Origin of the sequence: Desulfofundulus salinus, assembly GCF_003627965.1 — a bacterium.
GTDB classification, from domain to species: domain Bacteria; phylum Bacillota; class Desulfotomaculia; order Desulfotomaculales; family Desulfovirgulaceae; genus Desulfofundulus; species Desulfofundulus salinus.
In genome coordinates, this window is record NZ_RBWE01000001.1 from 2,244,321 (window position 1) to 2,266,268 (window position 21,948).

Sequence of the window (21,948 nt, forward strand, 5' to 3'; positions counted from 1 at the left end):
ACAATAAGTTCCCCAAACTCCTAAATTTAAGATATATGCTTTTGAATGGTCTCTACATTTCCATAGCCATCTGTTTTGATCATGTTTACCAACTCGTCCATAGTTTTAGCGACCTTTACTCCAGCTTTTTTTAATCTCTCCATTTTTGATGCAGCAGTTCCTTTGCCCTTTTGTACTATGGCACCGGCATGGCCCATCCTTTTCCCTTGAGGTGCAAGCTGTCCTCCAATAAAAGCATACACCTGTTTAGGATAGTTAGTTTTCTCTATATACTCGGCGACTAATTCTTCGTTGCTTCCTCCGATTTCACCGATAAGAACAATTGCCTTTGTCTCGTCATCATCTTTAAATAACTCCAGTGCTTCAACTGCTGTAAGACCATTCACCGGGTCCCCGCCAATCCCTATACAGGTGGATTGGCCTATGCCGTTATAAGTTAAATTTGATGAAATTTCATGAGTCATGGTCCCACTTCTGGATATAACACCAATATTTCCCTGGCTGTAGATATAGCCAGGCATTATTCCCACTTTTGATTTTCCAGGGCTGATAATGCCAATGGTGTTGGGTCCTATAACTATCGTCCCATATTCCTTGGCTAACCATTTAATCTTTAAAGTATCATGAACAGGAACATGCTCCGTTACTATAACTACTAAAGGTATCCCATTTTCAATTGCCTCTTCAGCAGCAGATAAAACTCCTGGCGGAGGCACCATAATTAATGAAGCATTAATATCGGGATGCTGTTCCAATGCTTCTTTTACTGTATCATAGACAGGCACGCCATAAACTTCACTTCCACCTTTGCCAGGAGTCACTCCTGCCAGTACTTTTGCATTATACTCCAGCATCAATTTAGTATGATGAGAGCCGTGTTTACCTGTTATTCCTTGAATAACTACTTTGGTATTTTCATCAACCAACACTGACATTTCCGGCACTCCTCTCACGAACCAGTTTCATCAATAATTCAGCGGCTTCATCAGTAGAACCGTATTTTATCAAAGGCACGTTATACTTTTCCAGCAGCTTCCAGCCTTCTTCCTGATGGTGACCCCTCATTTTGACAACTATAGGTATATCGACCTTATGTTTTTCTAAGACATCAACAATGCCCTGGGCCATAATAGCGCAGTTATTGATTCCCCCAAATAAATTTGCAATTACTCCCTTAACTCCGGGTGTCTTCAATACTACCTCTAAGGCCTTTGCCATTCTCTCCCTCGTTACACCACCGCCGGTGTCCAAAAAGTTGGCCGGGATACCTCCATGGTGGTAAATTGTGTCCATGGTAGCTAATCCAACACCGGCGCCACCACCAATAATTCCTATATAGCCATTATTCTCCAGGAGGACAAATGGAAATCCTGCTTCTTTTGCTTCTTTTTCTAAAGGCTTCAGATTTTCATTTAACCTTTCCCATGGCAGATCCGGATGCCTGTAGCTGGAAGAATCATCAACAACCAACTTAGAATCCGCAGCAATTATTTCATTATCGCCAGTTATCACTAGCGGGTTAATTTCTACAGTAGTGGCATCATAATCGAAATACACCCTGACTAGACCATACAAAATCTTTCCGGCCTGAACAAGCTGCTTTCCATGAAAACCAAGCTGCCGCATAAAGTCATTCGCCTGATGAATTTTAAAGGGTTTTAAAACTTCTAAAGGCTGCTTAACAATTTTTTCCGGGTGCTTTTCTGCAACCTCCTCGATATCCATTCCGCCTTCTGCACAACCAATAATAACCGGCTTTTGCAATTCAGGATCCAGGGTAATGCCCAAATACAATTCTTTGGCAATATTAATCTTTTCCTCAACCAGTAATAATTTAACTGTTTCTCCCTTTACTTCCTTTCCAAGTAACTGCTCAGCAAGAGCCTTTGCCTCATCAGGAGTTTTTGCAAACTTAACTACTCCAGCCTTCCCCCTCCCGCCGGAAGAGATCTGAGCCTTTAGAACTACTTCACTGCCAATTTTCTCTGCTGCTTCTTTGGCTTCCTCCGGGGTTGTAGCTTTTTCACCACGGGGAATAGGGATACCATAAGATTTAAAAATTGCTTTTCCTTCAATCTCATACAAAAGCATTATTGACTCCCTCCGTCAGCTATTCTTCAGGCCTTCGAGCATTTTCTGGGCAATTATTTCGGCAACACGGTTTTGGGCTTCAACAGTCCAGGCACCCAAATGAGGGGTAATTAAGAAATTATCTAAATCAAACAATTTGATATGTTTTACGGGTTTTTCCGGGGGTGGTTCATCTTCTAAAACATCACATCCTACACCGGCAAGCTTACCGTTTTTAAGAGCCTCATAAGCAGCCTCCTCATCGAGAACCCCACCCCGGCTCATGTTCACAATATAGGCACCGTCTTTCATTTTTTTAATCTGATCGTACGATATCAAATGATATGTTTCTTTAGTCAAGGGAACGTGGATTGTAATTATGTCTGCAGTTGCAAACAACTCATCCAAAGTCATTAACCGTATGTCGGCGGGTAAGGCATCCTGGGTTACATACGGGTCATACGCAACAACCTGCATTTTGAAGGCACGGGCAATTTCAGCAACACGTAAACCTATTTTTCCTACTCCTATAATCCCAATGGTTTTCCCGGACAACTCATTGCCCATAAATAGGTATTTATTCCAGCAGCCTTCCTCCTTCACCTTTTTACTCGCAGCGTAAATGCGCCTGCTTAAAGCTAAAATATGAGCAAAAGTTAATTCAGCGACTGAATCCATATTGCCGCCAGGAACATTATATACTTTAATATTTTTCTTTTTCGCATACTCAACATCTATATGGTTTAGTCCAGCGCCGGGCATTCCAATTACTTTAAGCTTTTTGGCCTTATCAATAATTTCTTTATCAATCGGAGTATTTACCCTCACAAGAACTGCATCGTAGTCTTCAATAACTTTTAACAACCCGGCTTTATCAATATCAAAAGCCTTTGTTACTTCACATTCTTTTTCAAGAATTTTAATACCGACCTCTTCTAAAGGATCAGCAAGTAAAACCTTATACATTATTTCACCCCTTAGCTCTTATTTTCAAAACTCTCTTGGAGTTTTAGTAATTGCGCTGACAAGTCAGGGATATTTTCCTTTTTCACAAACTCACCAATTATAAATTTTCCTTCTAATTCTTGCTCAGACATATCCTGGGCTTTTTTTATACTAACTGACTGTTCCTTAACCCAGTTATACAAAACACTGGGATTACGGAATTTATTCTTTCTTCCGTATTGAACGGGACAAGGTGAAAGAACCTCGATAAAGGAAAAACCTTTATGTTCAATTGCCTTTTTAATGGCTTTTGTCAACGGCACGGGATGCATTACGGTCCACCGTTCCACATGGGTAGCACCTGCCGCTTCGGCTAAGCGACAAAGGTCAAAAGGTCTTTCAATATTCCCATAGGGCGAAGTGGATGCATATTTTCCCTCGGGGGTAGTGGGGGCTACCTGACCGCCCGTTCGACCGAAGATCATATTGTTTGAACAAATGGTAATTAAATCTACATTACGCCTTGCGGCATGGATAAAATGGTTGCCACCAATGGCCGCCAGGTCTCCATCACCCGTAAGGGCAAAAACTTTCAATTTCGGGTTCATTAATTTTAACCCGGTTGCCATGGGTAGGGCTCTCCCGTGTGTAGTGTGCAACCAGTCAGCATTTATATAATTGCCTGTAAGGCCCCAGCATCCTATACCCGTTACAAAGCTGGTTTCATCGATATCTATTCCCAATTCGTCTATGGCCCGGATAATAGCCGCCAATATAAGTCCATTGCCACAACCAGGGCACCAAATATGGGGTAAAAACTGCTTACGCATGTATTTAAATGCCGGATGCTGCCGTACAACCTCACTCATTTTCATTCACCGCCTTTTCAATGGAAGCCAGTATTTCACCTGGTGTATGGTAGGCGCCCCCAATTTTGGGCAAATGATTAACCTGCACTCCATAGGGGTCTACAACGCGTTTTACTTCCCTAAGTAATTTACCAGTATTCATTTCAGCGACTAACATTTTTTTAGTAGCCCCTGCCACCTCAATTAACTGCTCATCGGCAAATGGCCAGATGGTAATCAACCGGAAATAACCAGCCTTAATACCTTTCTGTCGGGCCATTTTGACCGCTTCCAGGGCGGAGCGGGAAACGCAACCGCAAGATACTACAACCAGTTCAGCATCGTCCAGGAACAAGCCCTCTGTTTTAACAATGTCCTTTTTAGCATTTAGTATTTTGTTGCATAACCTGTTTATTAGCTGGGTGTGAAGGGCTGCATCAGTTTGGTTTGTTCTACCTGTTGCATCATGGGTGTTGTTTTCAACCATTACTTTAAATCCATCCCCAAATTTTGCCATGGGAGGTATGCCGTCGTCATCAGGCTTCCAGGGCAGGAAGTGTTCCTTATCTTCTGGCCTCGGCCTTTTTCTCTCAATTATATCTAACGTTTCGGGTATATAAATGTTTTCCCTCATATGGGCTATAATTTCGTCACTCAAAAGAATGACGGGAGTCCTGTACTTCTCCGCTAAATTAAACGCTTCTATCGTTTTATCATATAATTCCTGCACTGAATTGGGATAAATGACTATTAATTCATAGTCGCCATGACTCCCCCATTTGGCCTGCATTAGATCTCCCTGGGCCGCCCTGGTTGCCTGACCAGAACTGGGTCCACTGCGCTGCACATCCACAATTACGCAGGGTGTTTCCGTCATAACCGCCATACCTATGTTCTCCTGCATCAGTGAGAAACCAGGTCCTGAGGTAGCAGTCATGGCTTTTGCGCCGGCCCATGAAGCGCCAATCACTGCGCTGAGGGATGCCAACTCGTCTTCCATCTGTATAAAAATGCCCTTTTCCTGCGGCATCCTTATGGCCATGGTTTCGGCTATCTCTGAGGCAGGGGTAATAGGGTACCCGGCAAAAAAGCGGCAACCCGCAGCGATTGCAGCCTCTACCACTGCCTCATTTCCCTGTAAAAATTGACGACCGCTAATTCTCATTGCCGCCCCTCCTCCCCATAATTTCTTTCACGGCTCTAAAACCTTCCCTGGCTGCGTTCATATTCAGTTCTTTGGCATACGCAGGAACACTGGCTTCAATAATTTTCAACAGTGATTCAAGGGAAACGATATTCGAGGCCGCAGAAACAGCCCCCAACATCACCATGTTCGCGGCTATTTTGTTACCCATATCCGTTGCAATTTTAGTTGCCCGAACCGGGTAGGGCGTAAAACTTCCGCTCAGGTTCAGCTGCACTAAATCCGCATCATATATAATGATGGAATTGTCCTTGATTTCAGAGCCGTACTTCTCTGCTGCTTCCTGAGACATTAAAACGAGCAAATCAGTTTTATCCACTTTAGGGTAATCGATTTTCTCCTCCGAAATGACAACCTCCGATTTTGCCGCTCCCCCACGACTGTCCGGTCCATAGAGTTGAGTTTGGACGGCGTTTTTCCCTTCTTCTATGCTGGCGGCTTTAGCTAAAATTACTCCGGCAAGTACGACACCCTGTCCACCAAAACCACCAAATCTAATCTCGTACTTTGGCAATTTAAGCGTCGCCTCCCTTAACTGTCATTACCTGAATGCTATGGGGTAATACCACAACTTTGGCATCCTCGCCGAAACGCTCTAATCCATAATTTAAAGCCTCTTGCAAACTGGCCATTGCCTTCATATGCATATCCTGGACTATGTCAGGAGTTTTAGAATTGGTAATGATCAGGTCAGCATGTTTTAGGGTTAAGGCAAGCAGGTATGCCCTTTGACCACCGGCAGGGTAACCGTTTGCCCTGATGTTATCAATTAGCTCAACTATGTTCGACGCTTTACTCATAAGATCGTAAAACCGTTTTTCTCCCAGCCCTTCACCTGCTCCCTCTTCAGTTTGGGCGGGCGTTATAATCAAACCACCTCTTTTTACAGAGGGGAATTGACTAAAGGCAATACAACTGGCGCCCCTTGTGGCCTGATATAAATTGGTATCTTTGGGGAAACCAACGCCGGCAATGGCAATGTCCGCCTGTCCGGCAATTTCCACTTCGTAGATATCCCGGGCCATTTCTACTCCCCGGTAAAAGGCCTCCCTGAAGTCACCTGCTACAATGCCTGCTATCTCTGCCCTGTCGTTTAATACCGCATTGACAATAAAACCCAGCCCGGCCATTTCAGCTATTTCCATGGCATTTTCGTGAAAAATGTTTCCACTTAAATTGCCTAACTTTGTTTGCGGGTGGTCAAAAACTGCGGGGCGGTGTTGAAACATTATTGTTTCTTCCCCCGCTACCCCAATGGCAATACTTTTGCGGCCCCCGCTAAAACCGGCAAAAAAGTGCGGTTCAATTATTCCTGTACTAATGACCAGATCGGCCTGCAAAACAAGTTTATTCACCCATACGGGGCAACCGTATTTCGTTTTACCTAAATATGTCAAACCCGAATCGTCATACCCCACGTGGTTAACTACCTTAATATTTTCAACGATCTGGCTGCCAAGTTTTTCAACCAGCTCATCTTCTGTGTTTGGGCGGTGAAGCCCGGTAGCAACTAAAATAGTGATATTTTCTGTCTTCACCCCTGCATTCTGTAATTCTTCAATTACGGGTGGCAGCAATAGGGAATCAGGGCATGGCCTGGTAATATCAGTAACAACAATGGTCACCCTTTTTTTCCCCTTTGCCAGCTCAATCAGGGGTTTACTGTTAATCGGGCTTTTGAGCGCCTGTTTAATTACGGTTAAAGGATCACTAAGAGGCCGTACGGGTTTTGGCTCCAAAATTCCTAAAAGATTTTTATCGGGGATGTCAACTGTTATTTCGTTTTTATGAAAAGGAATACTTAAAACCGCCATGTTGCTAACCCCTTATTTAGTTTAATAATTTGCGGCAAGAGATAACCCGTAATTAACGGCTTTGAGGTTTAAATCTACTGTTTTGGATGGAACGGATTTTTCAACTGCCTGCCTCAATGCATCATCAGACACGACTTTTGTAATTCTGTTAATAACCCCCAACATAACCATATTTGCAACCAGTTTTAACCCGAATTCATCTACTGTATATTTAGTTACAGGAATCGCATAGAGCCGTTCGGGCTGAACATCTTTTAACTGAACCATGCTTGAATCAACAAAAGCATAATCGAAAGGCTTTCCATATAAGTACTTGTCATAAGCTTCTTGAGACATGGCAACTACGATATTCGGTTTGGTTACAAGCAGGGTGTCTATTTCCTCGTCCGAGATTACCAGGTCGGAACGGGCGGCCCCACCCCTTGCTTCGGGGCCGTATGATTGAGTGTGTGCAGCATTTTTCCCATCTAAGATTGCGGCCAATCCCAGTACAACACCGGCAAGCATAACACCTTGTCCACCAAAGCCGGAAATTCTGCATTCAATGCGGCTCACTAATTGGCACCTCCCGATTGCCTGGCTTCTTCTGCAATTGATCGAAGTACCTCGGTAAATTCAGGTAATTCCCTGTCAATAAATTCACCGACTGGAATTTGATCCCCATTAAAACTTTGCAGGCCCTCTGGTCCGTTGTATGTTTTTGACGCTTTTTTAAACCACCGCACCATCTCTGATGCATTCTTATAACCAAGGCGACGGCCAAATTGCGTGGGACACTGACTGATCACATCTATAAAAGCAAACCCTTTTTTCGATAAGCCCTTAGCTATGGATTTTTTCAGTTGCACCGGGTGGGCTGTGGTCCATCGGGCTACAAAACTGGCTCCACACGCTTCCACTAACTTGCACAGGTCAAAGGGCGGTTCGGGATTCCCATACGGGCTGGTCATGGTGTAGGCCTTGAACGGGGTTGTTGGAGATAACTGTCCACCCGTCATGCCATAGTTGCTGTTGTTTATACAAATGACCAGCATATCAATGTTCCGCCTTGCGGCATGGATCAAATGATTGCCCCCAATTGCCGCGCTGTCCCCGTCTCCTGTAAATACAATTACCTTTAAATCAGGACGACCGATTTTTACACCTGTGGCATAGGCAATGGGCCGCCCGTGATTTGTATGAAAGACGTCAACGTTAAAGGGCGGCGCAATCCAGCCATTGCAACCGCTGCCGGAAAGCAGGACAAATTCATCTAAGTTATGATTGCTTTCCAACATTGCTTCTAAAGTACAGCGAAGTATGATACCGCTACCGCATCCCGGACAGAATATAAATGGCAACTCATTTTCTCTTATATACTTTAATAATGGGTGTCTCATGAAATCACCTCTTTTACAGGTCTTAAAATCTCATCAATGCTGTGCATTTCTCCGCCAATTTTCGTTATTGAAATAATATCGTCCACAAGGTCCCGGCATGCCCGCTGTACTTCCAGGTACATTTGCCCCAAATTATTCTCAACAACGAACAATGCCTTTAAATTACGGGCTAGATTTCTTATATAGGCTTCATGAAATGGCCAAATTGTTTTTAGTCTAATATAACCGAGTTTTATACCCTGATTTCTCGCTTGTTTAACTGCTCCCAGTGAAGAACGCGCTGCGGAACCATAAGAAACAATAGCAGCCTCTGCATCTTCCATAAATCTCGCATCGATTTCCGCAATATCTTCAACATTATTATTTATTTTAGCGCACAACCTGCGTATTAATTTGTCGTGTGCTTCAGGAATGTGTGCGGCCCTTCGTCCTGTTTCATCATGCGTTTGTGGTTCAACCAGTATGCGGTAGCCTTCACCCAATGAGGCCATTGGAGGAATCATATCATCATCCGGCTGAAAAGTTTTATATTCTCCCGGCGGTAGAAGCGGCTTTTTGCGATTGATTATTTTAATTTCTTCTTGATCCCGAATTATGACTTTTTCTCGAGCATGTCCCAGGATTTCATCCGATAAAACAATTACGGGCACACGATATTTTTCCGCCAAATTAAACGCCCGAATAGTTAAATCAAACATTTCCTGTCCTGAATAAGGAGCCAAAGCAATGATTTCATAATCGCCGTGGCTGCCCCAGCGGCTCTGCATGATATCACTTTGCGAAGATTTAGTGGCCTGACCGATAGCCGGTCCTCCCCTTTGAACATTAACTATAACACAAGGCGCCTCTTCCATAACAGCATTTCCCAGGTTTTCCTGCATCAATGTAAAGCCGGGGCCAGAAGTTGCCGTCATTACTTTTAGCCCGGTATAAGAAGCACCTATCAGCGAGGCCATTGAGCCAATCTCATCTTCCATCTGAACATAATAGCCGCCAACTTTAGGTAATTCCCTTGACATAAATTCTGCAATTTCAGTTGAAGGGGTAATGGGATACCCGGCAAAAAACCTGCAACCTGCGGCCAGCGCTCCTTTGGCGCACGCTATATTTCCTTGGATGAACTCTACTTTCCCCTTCATTGACTTCATGCCCCCCTGGATTCTAAAGTAGAATCTTCAGCTATAAAGATGGCAAAATCGGGACAGAATAACGTGCATGTACCGCAGAGGATGCATTTTTCATCGTCAACTACGGGAGGAAAAACTCCTTTTTTGTTCATAGTAGTGCTTGGTTTAAGGGCTTCCTTAGGGCAAAAGTCAATGCAAAGGCTACATCCTTTACAAAGGGAAGCGTCGACGTAAATTTTGCCATTTTTTCTGTTCAATTTTTGAAAACCCCCTCGCAATTTTTTATGAATCAGATCCTGGGTGGGGAAACCCCACCCAGGACTTTTAATTAGCTACTTTTGCTTTAGAATTTTTTCAAACTCTTTCTCCTGCTCATCGTAATACTTAAGCATGGCCTCTCCATCTTCAGACATCCAACCGCTGCCCTGCGTCTTCAAGAAATCCTTGTATTTTTGTGATGCTGCTGCCTTGGCAAATGCCTCATATAAAACCTTGATTCTGTCCTGGGGAGTTCCTTTTGGAGCAATAATAGCCCTGGTAGTTGTCACTGAGAGATCATATCCCAGTTCCTTAAATGTAGGAATGTCAGGGAACGACTCCAGGCGTTCATCGGACATAACGGCTAAAATTTTCAGTTTACCCGCCTGAACCTGTGCATTCATTTCCAGGGGACTGGCAGTGACGGCATCAATTTTACCTCCTGCTGCCTGTACAACCGGCTGTGCACCGCCTCCACCTGCAGGTACAACATTCCATTGAACACCCAGAACTGGCATCGCCGCATGAGTAGCGATATTCCAGATTCCTCCAAACGCAGAGGTCCCCATAGAAACTTTACCCGGATTTTCCTTACAATACTTAACAAAATCCTCCAGGGTATTCCAGCCACGGCTAGCATTTACCCCGATGGCAGCAGGTTCATAGTTGTATCCAAATACCAGTTCATAGTCACGATGATTAACATCCAGGTTTCCTAACAGCTTATGGGTAACAATGGTTGAAGTGGTGGTACAAAGAGTATATCCATCAGGCTCCCTTTTCGTTAATTCGGCATAACCTGTAGCCCCGGAACCTCCGGGCATGTTAACTACATTTATAGGGACACCAAGTTCTTTTTCAGCGATGGACGCTAAAAATCTGGTAACCTGGTCGGAACCGCCACCTGCATCATACGGACAAATTAGTGTAATTGGCTTATTGGGAAACCTATCTGAAGCAGCACCTTGAGATTTTCCATCGCTGGATGTCTTTTGACCACAACCTGCAACAAGAGCAAATACTAAAACAAGCATTGACACAAGTAAAATTTTTATTTTCCTTTCAACCTTCATTCTAGATTACCCCTCCTATGCTTTTTATTTTTATAGCGGACATTATGTTCAGGAAACCTTTTTAATCTACCCCCCTCCTTGCATTTAGTTTTCTAGGCCTTTTTTGCTGTTCTCCTTCCTTATACACAAACCCTCCTTTCGAATTTATGATTAATAACCTAAATCAAGCTTCAGCCGTAGACTTTTCAAGTTTAGTTCTGCGACTCAATATACGGCTTAAATAGGGATAAGCCGCCATTATAACACTAATTATCAGCAAAACAAGACTAATGGGTTCTTTTAAGAAGATAAGCCAGCTACCTTTTGATATTAATAACGCGCCTCGTAAGTTTGCTTCTGCAATCGGACCCAAAACAATCCCCAGGACCATAGGCATGGCAGGTATTTTAAATTCCGACATTAAATAACCTAAAACACCAAAGGCAAGCATTACTCCTATATCGAAGGGGTTGTTTCTAATTGAGTAAGCGCCTACGACAGTTAAGACAGATATAAACGGTAATAATATCGGCATAGGCAGGTTTAATATTCTTGCAAAATATCTTGCTCCGACCAGGCCAAAAAACAGCATAAATATGTTCGCTAACAAAAAACCTATATAAATTGCATATACCAGGGCCCCGTGGTTCTGGAACAACATTGGTCCAGGCAATAGATTATGGACCATAAAAGCTCCCAGCATAACTGCTGTTACGCCATCTCCGGGCACACCCAAAGTTAACATGGGTATCAAAGCTCCACCAGTTACTCCGTTGTTAGCTGACTCAGAAGCGACAATCCCATCAGGAATCCCTGTTCCATACTTTTCCGGGTGTTTGGAAGACCTGCGTGCAGTATCATAAGAAATAAATGAAGCAATAGGTCCTCCTGCACCTGGCAACGCTCCTATAAACGTGCCAATTAGCCCACCGCGGAAAATAACTGGAAACAGTCTTTTAACTTCACTTAAGCTAGGAGTTACTTTTCCAACATTTTGCTGTACCTGGTATTTATATCTCCCTGTCCCAATCTGCATTAAAAATTCCCGCATTCCGAACAGGCCAATCATTGTCGGAATAAATGCGAAACCTGAAAGCAAGGCAGTAATTCCAAAAGTAAATCGGGGAGTACTTGTTACATAATCCATTCCCACAGTTGTTATTATCATTCCAATAACACCGGAAATCAGTCCTTTTATAATGGATTTTCCGGAGACACTCGCAATAATACTTAAACCAAATACAGCAATTGCAAAGTATTCAGCCGGCCCAAATTGCAGTGCAATTTTAGCTAACTGCGGGGCTGCTACAATTAATACTACCGCACTGATAATCCCGCCCGAAAAAGAAGCAATTGTAGCATAACCTATTGCCTTACCAGCTTCTCCCCTTTGCCCCATTGGATACCCGTCAAGGGTGGTCATCATACCGGCTGGTGTTCCGGGTATATTGACCAAAACTGCTGATATAGCTCCCCCAAATATACCACCGCAGTAAATTCCTATTAGCATGTTAATCCCGGCGGCCGGTTCCAAGACGAATGTCAACGGTGTTAATAATGCTACCCCCATTGTTGCTGTTAAACCGGGAATTGCTCCAAAAGCCATTCCCATGATCACACCCAAAGCCAGCAGTAAAAGCGAATACGGCTCAAATACACCATGAAGTGCACTCAAAAGCAAATCCACTTTTTACACCTCCTATCCAAGGGGTATATGGAATCCCTTTGAAAAAATGAAATATACGGCTAAGGCTATAACCACTGCAACAGGGATTATCTTAATGAGCTTTCCGGCCTTAAGCAAAATCATTGCAGCAGTCAGATAAATTATGGTAGAGGTTATAAAACCCATGTATTTAAAAAGTATAATGTATACAATAAGCAGTGATACCAATAAACATACTGTTTTATGATCCTTTTTTTCGTATTCAGTGTCACTCTCTCTTATCCCTTTGAAAACAACCAGCAGGCTCAAAAACGCCAAAACCACGGCCAGAAAAGCCGGGAAATATCCAGGCGGCATACTGCTGCCGCTTCCGGCTGGCAATGAGCGCGCTGCCATAAAAAACCATACACTAAAGAGAAACAACAGACTGCCACTCACAACGTCCCTATTACTTAACCATTTATTCATGATCTTTCATCTCCTTCCATTTAAGACTATGGGATTTCATTTTCTCTACTTTAAGACATTGCCACCCCCTATATATGTGACTTATAAGGTTGTCCGAATACTGCGTTATTCCCGCTGTTATTCCAGCACCCCCCCGCTACCGTGCCTCCTCCCGCTACAGCAATTAAAGGTGATGTGATCACGTGTCTTTATTCTTGTTTATTATAAAAACAAATACCCAGCAGCATAGAACTATCGTCAATGGATTAACGATAGTCTCCTGCGCTGGGTATTACCGGCTAACAGACACATGTTTTTGAAAAAACAAGTACCCGCAGGTAACCAGCTGCCTGTATTATTAAGGTAAAGAAAAACAATGAAGCAGGCCTGAAAATCGCATATACCCTACGTTTTTGTATTCAGGGCTGTATCTTTATATCGATCAATTGCAGATTTAATTGCTTGCAAAATTGCTCCTAAAGATGGAATATTAATATGGTGCTTCAATTTATTTGCGAGGTTTTCAAATGGTTCGTTTACGCAAAAGCCTTGAATTAGATCCTGCAAAACCTCTTTTGTAAGGCTGGAAACCACGCTAAAATCAGATTTAATTATACAGTTCGTTGTACGATCAATTAATAAAATAGCTCCTATATGCTTGTACATTTCGTTTACAGGTGTCCCTTTTGGGGTTTGTGCGAAACCGCTTACCAGGAAATAACCCTGTTCCATTTCCATAGGCGCCTCCAGTTCATGAGAAATTTTTTAGTAAAATGCATTTGCCTGAGTCACGGGGCTGGAGCCGACATTTTTATGATCGCCCCCCAACCTTGCAAATGACATCACATGTAACCAGTTGCCCTATGGGTATATTTATACAAATTAGTTCAAGAAAAATTTAATGTCACCTTGCTGACATTATACCATTGCGTAATAGTTTATGCAATAGCAATTTGTTGCTTTTTTACTGAAATTTTGTCTTATTTATATAAAACATCTTCCGTAAACTTTCGCTTTTACATGCCTTTCGGAGCATCATTATCCAGCATAACCTGCCACCAGTGGCAGGTACAGCGGCATTTTATTGCAAGTTATATCGGCCCCGAGGGATATTTTGCGTTTTTCAATGGGATCAGAATTTTTAATTGGCATGAACTGGCTTTGGTTTGCTTCATGCTGTTTTTCCCACGGATTTATCTGCTTCAACTGCTGGCACTGGAAGTACCTTAAGCCAATATTCCCGTAAATATGGTGTTATTTTGTAAAAAGCTGTTAAAATAAAAAACTGAATAACTGACTTAACCGCAAGAAACAGCACTGTTAAAGGGGAAAAAGAAACCACCGCAATAGCCAACGCAATGGACATGTTTTTACCGTTAACCCCGTAGACGAGTGATACCATATCCTGATAAGTAGTACGGGTAAAACGCGCGTATAGTAAAGTTATAGCTAAAAGAAGGATATAAAAAGCTATGAGAGGCAACCCAACTATAGCTATATACTGGAGGTTTTTTAAAATCAAGCGGGATTGAGACATCATGGCAATAAAAAATATCATAAACAGCCCTAACAGCGAAGTAGCCGTGAAGGCGGGTTTTAGGCAGTCAAACTTTTCCCGGCCAAATTTTTTGGTTAGCCATACCCTGGTGAAGTTGCCCAAAAGCAGCGGCACGGCAATGGTGAAAAAAATGGTCTGCAAAATTTTCCACCCATCAACCGGCACATATTTCCCGGCAAGGGCCCAAATCCAAAAAGGGATTAATACAATACCGGCCAGCAAGCTTACCACCGTAATAACCAGGGTCATCGGTGCATTTCCCCTGGACATGGCAGTCCAGGCAACAATCATACCGCCGCACGGAACCACATTGCTAATAATAAGTCCAACAGCAAAATCCGGATAACCCGATAAAAAAATGTGTCCTAAAAACGCCGCTAAAAGAGGAGAAACAAGATAATTAAAAAACATAACCACAGTAATAAAACCTATCCGTTTAGATACCATGACCATTTCATTTACTTTAATAGTGATCATCATGGGGAAAAGCATAACAAAAAGCGAGACTGGATAAAGGGCTTCTAAAAAATGGCCATACTCCGGGTAGAAGTACCCTAAAAACAGTCCCGAACATATTACAAAAATTAAAACGATAATAAAATATTTATTTATAAATTCAGCCGGGCTCATTTTAAATTCTCTCCCTTTAGGACCTGATGTCCTATACAAGAGCAATATCTATACAATACAGGAAGTGTTTATTTTTTTATACGCAAATATTGTTATAACACTCCTTTTTCCTTTAGCATAGCTCTAGCCTTCTCGTTCAATTCGGAAATATAGTCTTTGCCCGGTGGCTTAAGTCCTTCCAGCAGGTATTGTCTGCCCAACTGCCGGTACTTCGGCTGACCAAAAGCATGATATCCTAACAGTTCATAATCTTTGAGGTTTTTAACCTTAGACAGAAACTCGATTGTAGCTTCAATATTTTCTTCAGTATCATTGAATCCCGGTATTATGGGGGTTCTAACAATTACCGGTGTTTGGGGAAAGCTATTGCTTATTTTTAGGAGATTCTCCAGGATTAGTTCATTAGAAACGCCCGTGCATTCCTTATGCTTGTCTTCATCCATATGTTTAATGTCATAAAAGATCAAATCTGTATACTGGCACACCTTTTCTATATTCTCCCAGCGGGCATACCCGCTGGTTTCTATGGCCGTATTAATTCCCTTCTTTCGACACTCCTTAAACAAGTTGCTTACGAATTCCGACTGCAAAAGCGGCTCCCCACCGCTAACTGTAATTCCTCCATTAGATCTCCACGATGCGCTGTCTTGTTCTGCCATTTTCAGGACGTCTTCTACAACCACTTTTTCGCCAAATAAGGTAATAGCTTTGGCGGGGCAAACTAAAGCACAGTCTCCACAATTATTGCAGCGATGCCGGTCAATATCAACTAAACCATTTTCAGTAACGTAGATTGCATTTCGTAGACACTTTTTTAAGCAAAAGCCGCATTCCTTGACGCCTATACATCTTTTTTGAATGTACCCAACTTCTGCAAAAGCATTTTGTGATTCTGGATTGCAGCACCATCTGCAGCGCAATGGGCATCCCTTCATAAATATGACATCGCGGATACCCGGTCCGTCATGAACGGAAAATTTTTGAACATTAAATATAAAGCCGAATTTTCCAGCACAAGCTTCTACACCCTGATCCATAACCGCCCCGCCTCCAATGCAATAAATTAACAAATAAAATTCAGCCCCCCCGCTGTTTCCTGCTGGATTATTAATATTGTGCAAGCAGGAAACAGCGGAGAGCAGGCCATAAACTATTCAACTAAATAACTTGCCTGATTACATGTCCATGTCGTCTTACATAAATTGGTGCTCAGTCCTATTAATAATTTCATTTTGCAATTCAGGGCTAAGGTCAACGAAATAAGCACTGTAACCTGCAACCCTTACAATAAGATTGCGGTACTTTTCTGGATGCTTCTGAGCATCCCTTAAAATATCGCTATTTAATATGTTAAATTGGATGTGCCACAGCTTTAGATCACAGAATGTCCTTACTAATGTCATCAGGTCCCTAAGACCTTTTTCTCCTGCAACAACTTGTGGGCTTAGTTTGATATTTAACAGCCTGGAAAGACTGTTGGAATACTTTCTACTTTTCGCCTTGTCAATTGATAGAAGAGTTGCTATTGGTCCCTTAGTATCGACACCTTGAGTGGGTGATATACCCTCTGATAATGGTTCTCCGGCTTTGCGGCCATTCGGGGTAGCCCCTAATACAGCGCCCAATCCAACATGTGAAGTCACCGGCACAAATTTGATATACTGGTGGCCGTTCGGAGTTTTAAACTTTCTCGCAGCAGTAAGAAGTATAGCGTCTACTTCCCGGGCAATATTGTCCGCATAGGGATCATTATTGCCGTATTTCGGGGCATTCAATAGCATTTGTCGCAGCGCTTCTTTCCCTTCGAAGTTGGATTCAAGCGCTTCCAACAATTCATTCATTGTAATTTTCCTATCATCATACACAAGTTTCTTGATGGCTGCCAGAGATTCTACTACAGTACCGAAGCCATTAAAGTTAATATTACCGGTATCTGCGGATACCCCGCCCTTTAAGGGCTGGTGAATATCTGTAAGTTCATTCATACATACGTCGTGGAGACTGGACATAAGAGGTGCGGCCAGCTTCATTGAATTTGTTATCTCTAATGCAGTCTGCCTGATGTAAAAATGCTTCACCAGGTATTCGACCTGCAGGCGAAAGGCGTTCATTACCTCATCAAAGGTGGCAAAGTTTCTCGAATCACCCGTCGATACACCCAGTTTTTGCTTTTTGCCTCTGAGCTTAAGCACACCGTCATTTAAGGCCATCTCTAATGCTGCAGGCAAGTTAATATTCCCACCAACAACCATGTAAGTACTGGTATTGACCATCCTGATTTCTGTACATGCACAACCGGTATAATCCCTGGCGTCTTCCAGTGACGCACCCTGGGCTAACAGGTGTGGTATTATTTCTTCATCATTTAGGAGTTTTGGAAAACCGGTTCCCTCCCTTATCAGCTCACATACTTCACGTAAAAATGGCTCCGGCGTTCGCGAATGTATTCTAACCGATAAATCAGGATAATGCAAAGGAAACTCTTTTTTAGATTTTAAAATTAAATATGACAACTCGTTGGTAGCATCACTACCGTCTCTTGTTTGACCACCGATAACTGTTTGCTCAAAGTGGGCATAACCTTCCCAGAATGATTTTGCATTAGTCGCATTAAGAGGAACAAATTCAGCTATTTTTAACCACAGGCATTCAAGCAACTCCAATGCAGAATCTTCGTCAATTCGCCCTTCTTCCAAATCCTTCTTATAGTAAGGATACAGGTATTGATCAATCCTACCATTTGATATTACTCCAGTTGTTGGCTGTTCTAACCTGAACCCAACCTGAGTAAACCACTGTGATTGGATGGCTTCATGGAAGGTTCTTGCAGGGTGCGCCGGTACCCACTCGCACACTTCTGCTATAGTTTCCAGCTCTTTCTTTCTTTTCTCATCCTTCTCCTTCAGTGCCATTTCCCTGGCCAATTTTGCATATCTTTTAGCAAAAGCAATCATTGCGTCACAGACTATAATAACGGCTTTCAAAAATGGTGCTTTACTAATGTGGTTATCTAAATCAACAACATCCAATGACCTCAGCTTTTCTTCTGCCTCTTGCTTAATTCCAAGAAAACCCTTTTCCAAAACCTTTTTATAGTCAGGCGCCCAGTTCAGTGTTGCGTTTATATTTGCATTATCCTGCATCAAGCCTGATGCACTGTAAATATCATCGCCGTAAATTAGATACCGTGTTTCTTCAGGCAACAAGTTGATATACGTCTCATGCGCCGTCTTACCCTTCCAGTACGGCACTATCTTTTCCTTAACTATTTTGATATCTTCGTCTGAAATAATATACGAACCTTGCTCTTTAAGCCTTTGTAATCCTTCTTCCAGCCAGCAGCCCCTAAGCTCGGGATACAAAATGCTGTGCCTGCCTAAACCGCCACAGGTGCCAACAATTAACTCATCTTCGCCTATCACAACCTCAATATTGTTAAGTATGTGCTCCATAGCTTTGGCCCATCTAAGTACCATTGGCAAGCTTTCGGTTTCTTTAAATGACTCGGTAAATAGAAGGGCTCTCTCAATACTTACCCGGGGCCGCCAGGACGCGAATTTCGCCAGCAACTTGTTGACTCTTTTTCTTTTATTCCTTCCCTCTTCAGTTGTTAGCTCCACAATTTCTCGACCTCTAAGTATTCTTTGCTCTTGTGGTGTAAGCACTTTTTCCGCAAATTCCATCTTAATCCCCCTCTTTCTTACCAAACTTGTAATGGCTTTGCACCATTTTCTGGTTCGGCCCGGTACAAGAACAGGCACTGGTCCAGGTTTGCGGATGCGCGGTCAACCAACCGGAATCAGGTTCCCATGTCCTGGTGCACATATATAAAAAAGCCCAGTATGCCATATTCGTGACATACTGGGCTTTTTACCTATTTTAAAGACATTAAGTTTTTTCACTTAATGCCAGTAGGTTACCCAGACATTTTTTAATAACTCTTTCAATTTTATCCTCTCTTTAAAAAACATTTTAATGGAGCAATAACCGGATGTCAAGCATAAATTTTTCATTTCTAACTACTCATTTTTTTAATGCTGCTTGAGTCTTTCCAGCTCCTCCAGCAGCCTGTCGTTCAACACCCGGATGTAGGTGCCCTTCATACCCAGGGACTTGGATTCAATCACCCCGGCGCTTTCAAACTTACGCAGGGCGTTGACAATTACCGATCTGGTGATACCTACCCGGTCGGCAATTTTGCTGGCCACCAGCAGGCCCTCGTCCCCGTCCAGCTCCTCGAAAATATGCTTCACGGCATCCAGCTCGGAGTAGGACAGGGTACCCAGGGCAATCTGCACCGCGGCCCGCTTGCGGGCCTCTTCCTCCATGCGGTCGGCCCGGGCCCTCAGGATTTCCATTCCCACTACGGTAGCCCCGTACTCGGCCAGGATTAAGTCCTCGTCGGTAAAGTTGCTGCCAAACCTCGCCAGGATAAGGGTTCCCAGGCGGGAACCGGCTCCCACGATGGGAACTACCGTGGTTACCTTGTTGTTGAACTTGCAGCGCTGGTTGTGATTGAACACGCATGCATTTACAGTCTGGCAAAAGTTGGCCTGTGTTTCGTTAATGCGCAACAGGTATTCGTTATATTCTTCGGGGAAACCCTCGGGGGACTCCACCATTTCACGCATGATCTCACAGCTGAAACCTTTCATAAAGGCATAACCCAGAGCCTTACCCCGCCGGTCGATAATGTAAACACTGCAACCTATATTTTCACTTAAGGTAACCGCCATCTCTTTATAATCTACCGGATAACCGGCGGATTTTTGCAGCAGTTTGTTCAATGCACGGGTTTTTTCCAGAAGATTGCGCATGCCTGCCTGCACTCCTTTCTTATAAGATGTAGCGACTCAGGTCTTCGTTCTTTACTATGTCGCCTAGTTTTTGCTGGACATAATCCCGGTCGATGGTAATTGTTTGTCCCTGCAATTCCGGTGCATCAAAGGACAGATCTTCCAGCAGCTTTTCCATAATAGTATGCAACCGCCGGGCACCTATGTTTTCGGTTTGCTCATTTACAGTATAAGCGATTTTTGCGATTTCGACAAGAGAATCTTGTGAAAATTTCACGTTGACACCCTCAGTAGCTAAAAGGGCGGTATACTGTTTAATTAAGGCGTTTTCCGGCTCGGTCAGAATTTGTAGAAAATCCTCTTCTGAAAGGCTCGATAACTCGACGCGAATGGGGAAACGCCCCTGCAGTTCGGGAATGAGATCCGAAGGTTTGGCCGTATGAAAGGCTCCGGCAGCAATAAAAAGGATGTGGTCGGTTTTCACCGGCCCGTACTTGGTCATCACCGTTGAACCTTCCACAATGGGCAGGATATCTCGCTGTACTCCGCCCCGGGAAACGTCGGGCCCGGCTCCCCCTTCCCGGCCGGCAATTTTGTCGATCTCGTCCAGGAAGATAATCCCGTGCTCCTCCGCCCGGCGTACGGCATCGGTGGTCACTTCGTCCATATCAATCAGCTTCTGGGCTTCCTGCTGGGTGAGAATCTTCCGGGCTTCGGCCACCGTTACCTTGCGTTTACGCTTCTTTTTGGGGAAAATGCCCCCCAGCACGTCCTGGATATTGATGCCCAATTCCTCCACCCCGGAGCCGGTGAACACTTCCAGGGTAGGCACGGTGGTGTCCTCCACTTCGATTTCCAGGTATTCGTTTTCCAGCTCGCCCCGGGCCAGCTTCTGCCGCAGGGCTTCCCGCTCGAACTGCACCCGCTTGATACGGCTTTCCTGCATGGGATCGGTTTCCCCGCTTTGCCGGTTTACACTGCCAAAGGCGCTTCCCCAAATGGCCTCGAAGGGATTGCGGGGCACTGTCTCCTGCCGGGGTATAGGGGCAAGTAACTCGATGATGCGTTCTTCGGCCATCTTCTGCGCCTTATCCATTACCTTCTCCATTTTTTCCTGGCGCACCATGCGGATGGATGTTTCCACCAGGTCCCGCACCATGCTCTCCACGTCCCGGCCCACATAACCCACTTCCGTAAATTTGGTAGCCTCCACCTTGATAAAGGGGGCCTTGACCAGTTTGGCCAGGCGGCGGGCAATTTCGGTTTTCCCCACTCCCGTAGGGCCAATCATCAGGATGTTCTTGGGCACCACCTCGTCCCGCAACTCTTCGGGCAGGCGGCTGCGGCGGTAGCGGTTGCGCAGGGCAATGGCCACGGCCCTTTTGGCTTCTTTTTGCCCGATCACGTATTTATCCAGCTCGGCCACGATCTGGCGTGGAGTAAGGTTTTCCATCCCTGCTCTCTCCTTAAATTATAGTTCCTCCACGGTAATATTGTCGTTGGTATAAACGCAAATGCCCGCGGCAATCAACAAGGCTTCCCGGGCGATTTCCCCGGCGGAAAGATCCGTATGTTTGGCCAGGGCCCGGGCGGAGGCCAGGGCGTAGGGACCTCCCGAACCAATGGCCGCAATCCCATCGTCGGGTTCAATAACCTCCCCACCCCCAGAAAGGACCAGCAGGTGCTGCCGGTCGGCTACCACCAGGAGGGCTTCCAGGCGGCGCAAGAATTTATCCATGCGCCATTCCTTGGCCAGTTCCACGGCGGCCCGCTGGAGCTGGCCGTGATATGCTTCCAGCTTTCCTTCAAATTTTTCAAAAAGGGTGAAGGCGTCGGCTACGGAACCGGCAAAACCGGCGAGCACCCGGTTATTGTGCAGGCGGCGAATCTTTTTCGCCTGGTGTTTCAATATAGTATGCTGGCCGAAAGTCACCTGGCCGTCCCCGGCCAGGGCCACCCGGCCATCCTTCCGGACCGCCACAATAGTCGTGGAATGAAACATATAAACCTTCCTTTCGCAGGCATCAACATATTATTATATTCTCTTTTACTCTAAAATGCAACTTCAGGCCCTGGGGAGCTATTTGCGTTGTAAACATTTTTGCCCTCTGGGAGGCTAACGCCCATACCAGACATGGACGTTTTCCAAGGCAT

21 protein-coding genes are annotated in these 21,948 nt (G+C 44.3%); all 21 read right to left on the reverse strand.

Annotation, left to right across the window (positions count from 1 at the left end; all coding sequences use genetic code 11):
* Positions 1 to 26: 26 nt before the first annotated feature.
* The 21 genes from sucD to hslV all read right to left on the reverse strand — a co-directional run bounded on the left by sucD (position 27) and on the right by hslV (position 21,796).
* Positions 27 to 935, reverse strand: a complete 909-nt coding sequence (gene sucD / locus D7024_RS11490; protein ID WP_121451930.1) for a succinate--CoA ligase subunit alpha — start codon at positions 933 to 935, stop codon at positions 27 to 29.
* Entirely contained in the window at positions 919 to 2,085 is a 1,167-nt protein-coding gene (gene sucC / locus D7024_RS11495) for an ADP-forming succinate--CoA ligase subunit beta (RefSeq protein ID WP_165859352.1), read from the reverse strand. The genes sucD and sucC overlap by 17 nt, the downstream gene beginning before the upstream one ends.
* A gap of 21 nt (positions 2,086 to 2,106) precedes the next feature.
* A complete protein-coding gene (locus D7024_RS11500; RefSeq protein WP_121451932.1) occupies positions 2,107 to 3,036 on the reverse strand; it encodes a hydroxyacid dehydrogenase in 930 nt (309 codons plus the stop codon).
* An 11-nt stretch (positions 3,037 to 3,047) separates the two neighbouring features.
* Complete coding sequence (locus D7024_RS11505; protein ID WP_121451933.1) at positions 3,048 to 3,884, reverse strand: 2-oxoacid:ferredoxin oxidoreductase subunit beta; 837 nt, start codon at positions 3,882 to 3,884, stop codon at positions 3,048 to 3,050.
* Entirely contained in the window at positions 3,877 to 5,028 is a 1,152-nt protein-coding gene (locus D7024_RS11510; RefSeq protein ID WP_121451934.1) for a 2-oxoacid:acceptor oxidoreductase subunit alpha, read from the reverse strand. The genes D7024_RS11505 and D7024_RS11510 overlap by 8 nt, the downstream gene beginning before the upstream one ends.
* Positions 5,018 to 5,581 (reverse strand): 2-oxoacid:acceptor oxidoreductase family protein, encoded by a 564-nt coding sequence (locus tag D7024_RS11515; RefSeq protein WP_121451935.1) that lies wholly within the window; start codon positions 5,579 to 5,581, stop codon positions 5,018 to 5,020. Before D7024_RS11515 ends, D7024_RS11510 begins: the two co-directional genes overlap by 11 nt.
* Before the next feature lies 1 nt (position 5,582).
* Positions 5,583 to 6,881, reverse strand: a complete 1,299-nt coding sequence (locus tag D7024_RS11520) for a nickel-dependent lactate racemase family protein (RefSeq protein ID WP_121451936.1) — start codon at positions 6,879 to 6,881, stop codon at positions 5,583 to 5,585.
* Positions 6,882 to 6,902: 21 nt separating this feature from the next.
* Positions 6,903 to 7,436, reverse strand: a complete 534-nt coding sequence (locus D7024_RS11525; protein WP_207666927.1) for a 2-oxoacid:acceptor oxidoreductase family protein — start codon at positions 7,434 to 7,436, stop codon at positions 6,903 to 6,905.
* Entirely contained in the window at positions 7,436 to 8,260 is an 825-nt protein-coding gene (locus tag D7024_RS11530) for a thiamine pyrophosphate-dependent enzyme (RefSeq protein WP_121451937.1), read from the reverse strand. The genes D7024_RS11525 and D7024_RS11530 overlap by 1 nt, the downstream gene beginning before the upstream one ends.
* Positions 8,257 to 9,399: a 2-oxoacid:acceptor oxidoreductase subunit alpha gene (locus tag D7024_RS11535; protein WP_121451938.1), complete on the reverse strand. Its 1,143-nt coding sequence runs from the start codon at positions 9,397 to 9,399 to the stop codon at positions 8,257 to 8,259. The genes D7024_RS11530 and D7024_RS11535 overlap by 4 nt, the downstream gene beginning before the upstream one ends.
* Before the next feature lie 5 nt (positions 9,400 to 9,404).
* Entirely contained in the window at positions 9,405 to 9,665 is a 261-nt protein-coding gene (locus D7024_RS11540; protein WP_341466982.1) for a 4Fe-4S dicluster domain-containing protein, read from the reverse strand.
* A 54-nt stretch (positions 9,666 to 9,719) separates the two neighbouring features.
* Positions 9,720 to 10,718: a Bug family tripartite tricarboxylate transporter substrate binding protein gene (locus D7024_RS11545; protein WP_121451940.1), complete on the reverse strand. Its 999-nt coding sequence runs from the start codon at positions 10,716 to 10,718 to the stop codon at positions 9,720 to 9,722.
* A 163-nt stretch (positions 10,719 to 10,881) separates the two neighbouring features.
* Complete coding sequence (locus D7024_RS11550) at positions 10,882 to 12,384, reverse strand: tripartite tricarboxylate transporter permease (RefSeq protein ID WP_243113767.1); 1,503 nt, start codon at positions 12,382 to 12,384, stop codon at positions 10,882 to 10,884.
* Positions 12,385 to 12,396: 12 nt separating this feature from the next.
* Entirely contained in the window at positions 12,397 to 12,831 is a 435-nt protein-coding gene (locus D7024_RS11555; RefSeq protein WP_121451941.1) for a tripartite tricarboxylate transporter TctB family protein, read from the reverse strand.
* 384 nt (positions 12,832 to 13,215) lie between these two features.
* Positions 13,216 to 13,548, reverse strand: a complete 333-nt coding sequence (locus tag D7024_RS11560) for a DUF3870 domain-containing protein (RefSeq protein ID WP_121451942.1) — start codon at positions 13,546 to 13,548, stop codon at positions 13,216 to 13,218.
* A 433-nt stretch (positions 13,549 to 13,981) separates the two neighbouring features.
* Positions 13,982 to 14,998: an arsenic resistance protein gene (locus D7024_RS11565; protein ID WP_121451943.1), complete on the reverse strand. Its 1,017-nt coding sequence runs from the start codon at positions 14,996 to 14,998 to the stop codon at positions 13,982 to 13,984.
* A 92-nt stretch (positions 14,999 to 15,090) separates the two neighbouring features.
* Positions 15,091 to 16,035: a glycyl-radical enzyme activating protein gene (locus D7024_RS11570; protein ID WP_121451944.1), complete on the reverse strand. Its 945-nt coding sequence runs from the start codon at positions 16,033 to 16,035 to the stop codon at positions 15,091 to 15,093.
* Between the two features lie 156 nt (positions 16,036 to 16,191).
* The gene (gene hpsG / locus D7024_RS11575; RefSeq protein WP_121451945.1) at positions 16,192 to 18,681 is read right to left on the reverse strand and encodes a (2S)-3-sulfopropanediol dehydratase; all 2,490 of its coding nucleotides are present in this window, start codon (positions 18,679 to 18,681) and stop codon (positions 16,192 to 16,194) included.
* A 348-nt stretch (positions 18,682 to 19,029) separates the two neighbouring features.
* Positions 19,030 to 19,815 (reverse strand): GTP-sensing pleiotropic transcriptional regulator CodY, encoded by a 786-nt coding sequence (gene codY / locus D7024_RS11580; RefSeq protein ID WP_121451946.1) that lies wholly within the window; start codon positions 19,813 to 19,815, stop codon positions 19,030 to 19,032.
* A gap of 19 nt (positions 19,816 to 19,834) precedes the next feature.
* Positions 19,835 to 21,247: an ATP-dependent protease ATPase subunit HslU gene (gene hslU, locus D7024_RS11585; RefSeq protein WP_121451947.1), complete on the reverse strand. Its 1,413-nt coding sequence runs from the start codon at positions 21,245 to 21,247 to the stop codon at positions 19,835 to 19,837.
* A gap of 18 nt (positions 21,248 to 21,265) precedes the next feature.
* The gene (gene hslV, locus D7024_RS11590; RefSeq protein WP_121451948.1) at positions 21,266 to 21,796 is read right to left on the reverse strand and encodes an ATP-dependent protease subunit HslV; all 531 of its coding nucleotides are present in this window, start codon (positions 21,794 to 21,796) and stop codon (positions 21,266 to 21,268) included.
* Positions 21,797 to 21,948: the final 152 nt, after the last annotated feature.

Excerpts from the sequence above, each read along its gene's own strand:
- sucD (WP_121451930.1), bottom strand. The coding sequence starts at position 935 with ATGTCAGTGTTGGTTGATGAAAATACCAAAGTAGTTATTCAAGGAATA.
- D7024_RS11500 (WP_121451932.1), bottom strand. The coding sequence starts at position 3,036 with ATGTATAAGGTTTTACTTGCTGATCCTTTAGAAGAGGTCGGTATTAAA.
- D7024_RS11505 (WP_121451933.1), bottom strand. The coding sequence starts at position 3,884 with ATGAGTGAGGTTGTACGGCAGCATCCGGCATTTAAATACATGCGTAAG.
- D7024_RS11510 (WP_121451934.1), bottom strand. The coding sequence starts at position 5,028 with ATGAGAATTAGCGGTCGTCAATTTTTACAGGGAAATGAGGCAGTGGTA.
- D7024_RS11520 (WP_121451936.1), bottom strand. The coding sequence starts at position 6,881 with ATGGCGGTTTTAAGTATTCCTTTTCATAAAAACGAAATAACAGTTGAC.
- D7024_RS11530 (WP_121451937.1), bottom strand. The coding sequence starts at position 8,260 with ATGAGACACCCATTATTAAAGTATATAAGAGAAAATGAGTTGCCATTT.
- D7024_RS11535 (WP_121451938.1), bottom strand. The coding sequence starts at position 9,399 with ATGAAGGGGAAAGTAGAGTTCATCCAAGGAAATATAGCGTGCGCCAAA.
- D7024_RS11545 (WP_121451940.1), bottom strand. The coding sequence starts at position 10,718 with ATGAAGGTTGAAAGGAAAATAAAAATTTTACTTGTGTCAATGCTTGTT.
- D7024_RS11555 (WP_121451941.1), bottom strand. The coding sequence starts at position 12,831 with ATGAATAAATGGTTAAGTAATAGGGACGTTGTGAGTGGCAGTCTGTTG.
- D7024_RS11560 (WP_121451942.1), bottom strand. The coding sequence starts at position 13,548 with ATGGAAATGGAACAGGGTTATTTCCTGGTAAGCGGTTTCGCACAAACC.
- D7024_RS11565 (WP_121451943.1), bottom strand. The coding sequence starts at position 14,998 with ATGAGCCCGGCTGAATTTATAAATAAATATTTTATTATCGTTTTAATT.
- D7024_RS11570 (WP_121451944.1), bottom strand. The coding sequence starts at position 16,035 with ATGGATCAGGGTGTAGAAGCTTGTGCTGGAAAATTCGGCTTTATATTT.
- hpsG (WP_121451945.1), bottom strand. The coding sequence starts at position 18,681 with ATGGAATTTGCGGAAAAAGTGCTTACACCACAAGAGCAAAGAATACTT.
- codY (WP_121451946.1), bottom strand. The coding sequence starts at position 19,815 with ATGCGCAATCTTCTGGAAAAAACCCGTGCATTGAACAAACTGCTGCAA.
- hslU (WP_121451947.1), bottom strand. The coding sequence starts at position 21,247 with ATGGAAAACCTTACTCCACGCCAGATCGTGGCCGAGCTGGATAAATAC.
- hslV (WP_121451948.1), bottom strand. The coding sequence starts at position 21,796 with ATGTTTCATTCCACGACTATTGTGGCGGTCCGGAAGGATGGCCGGGTG.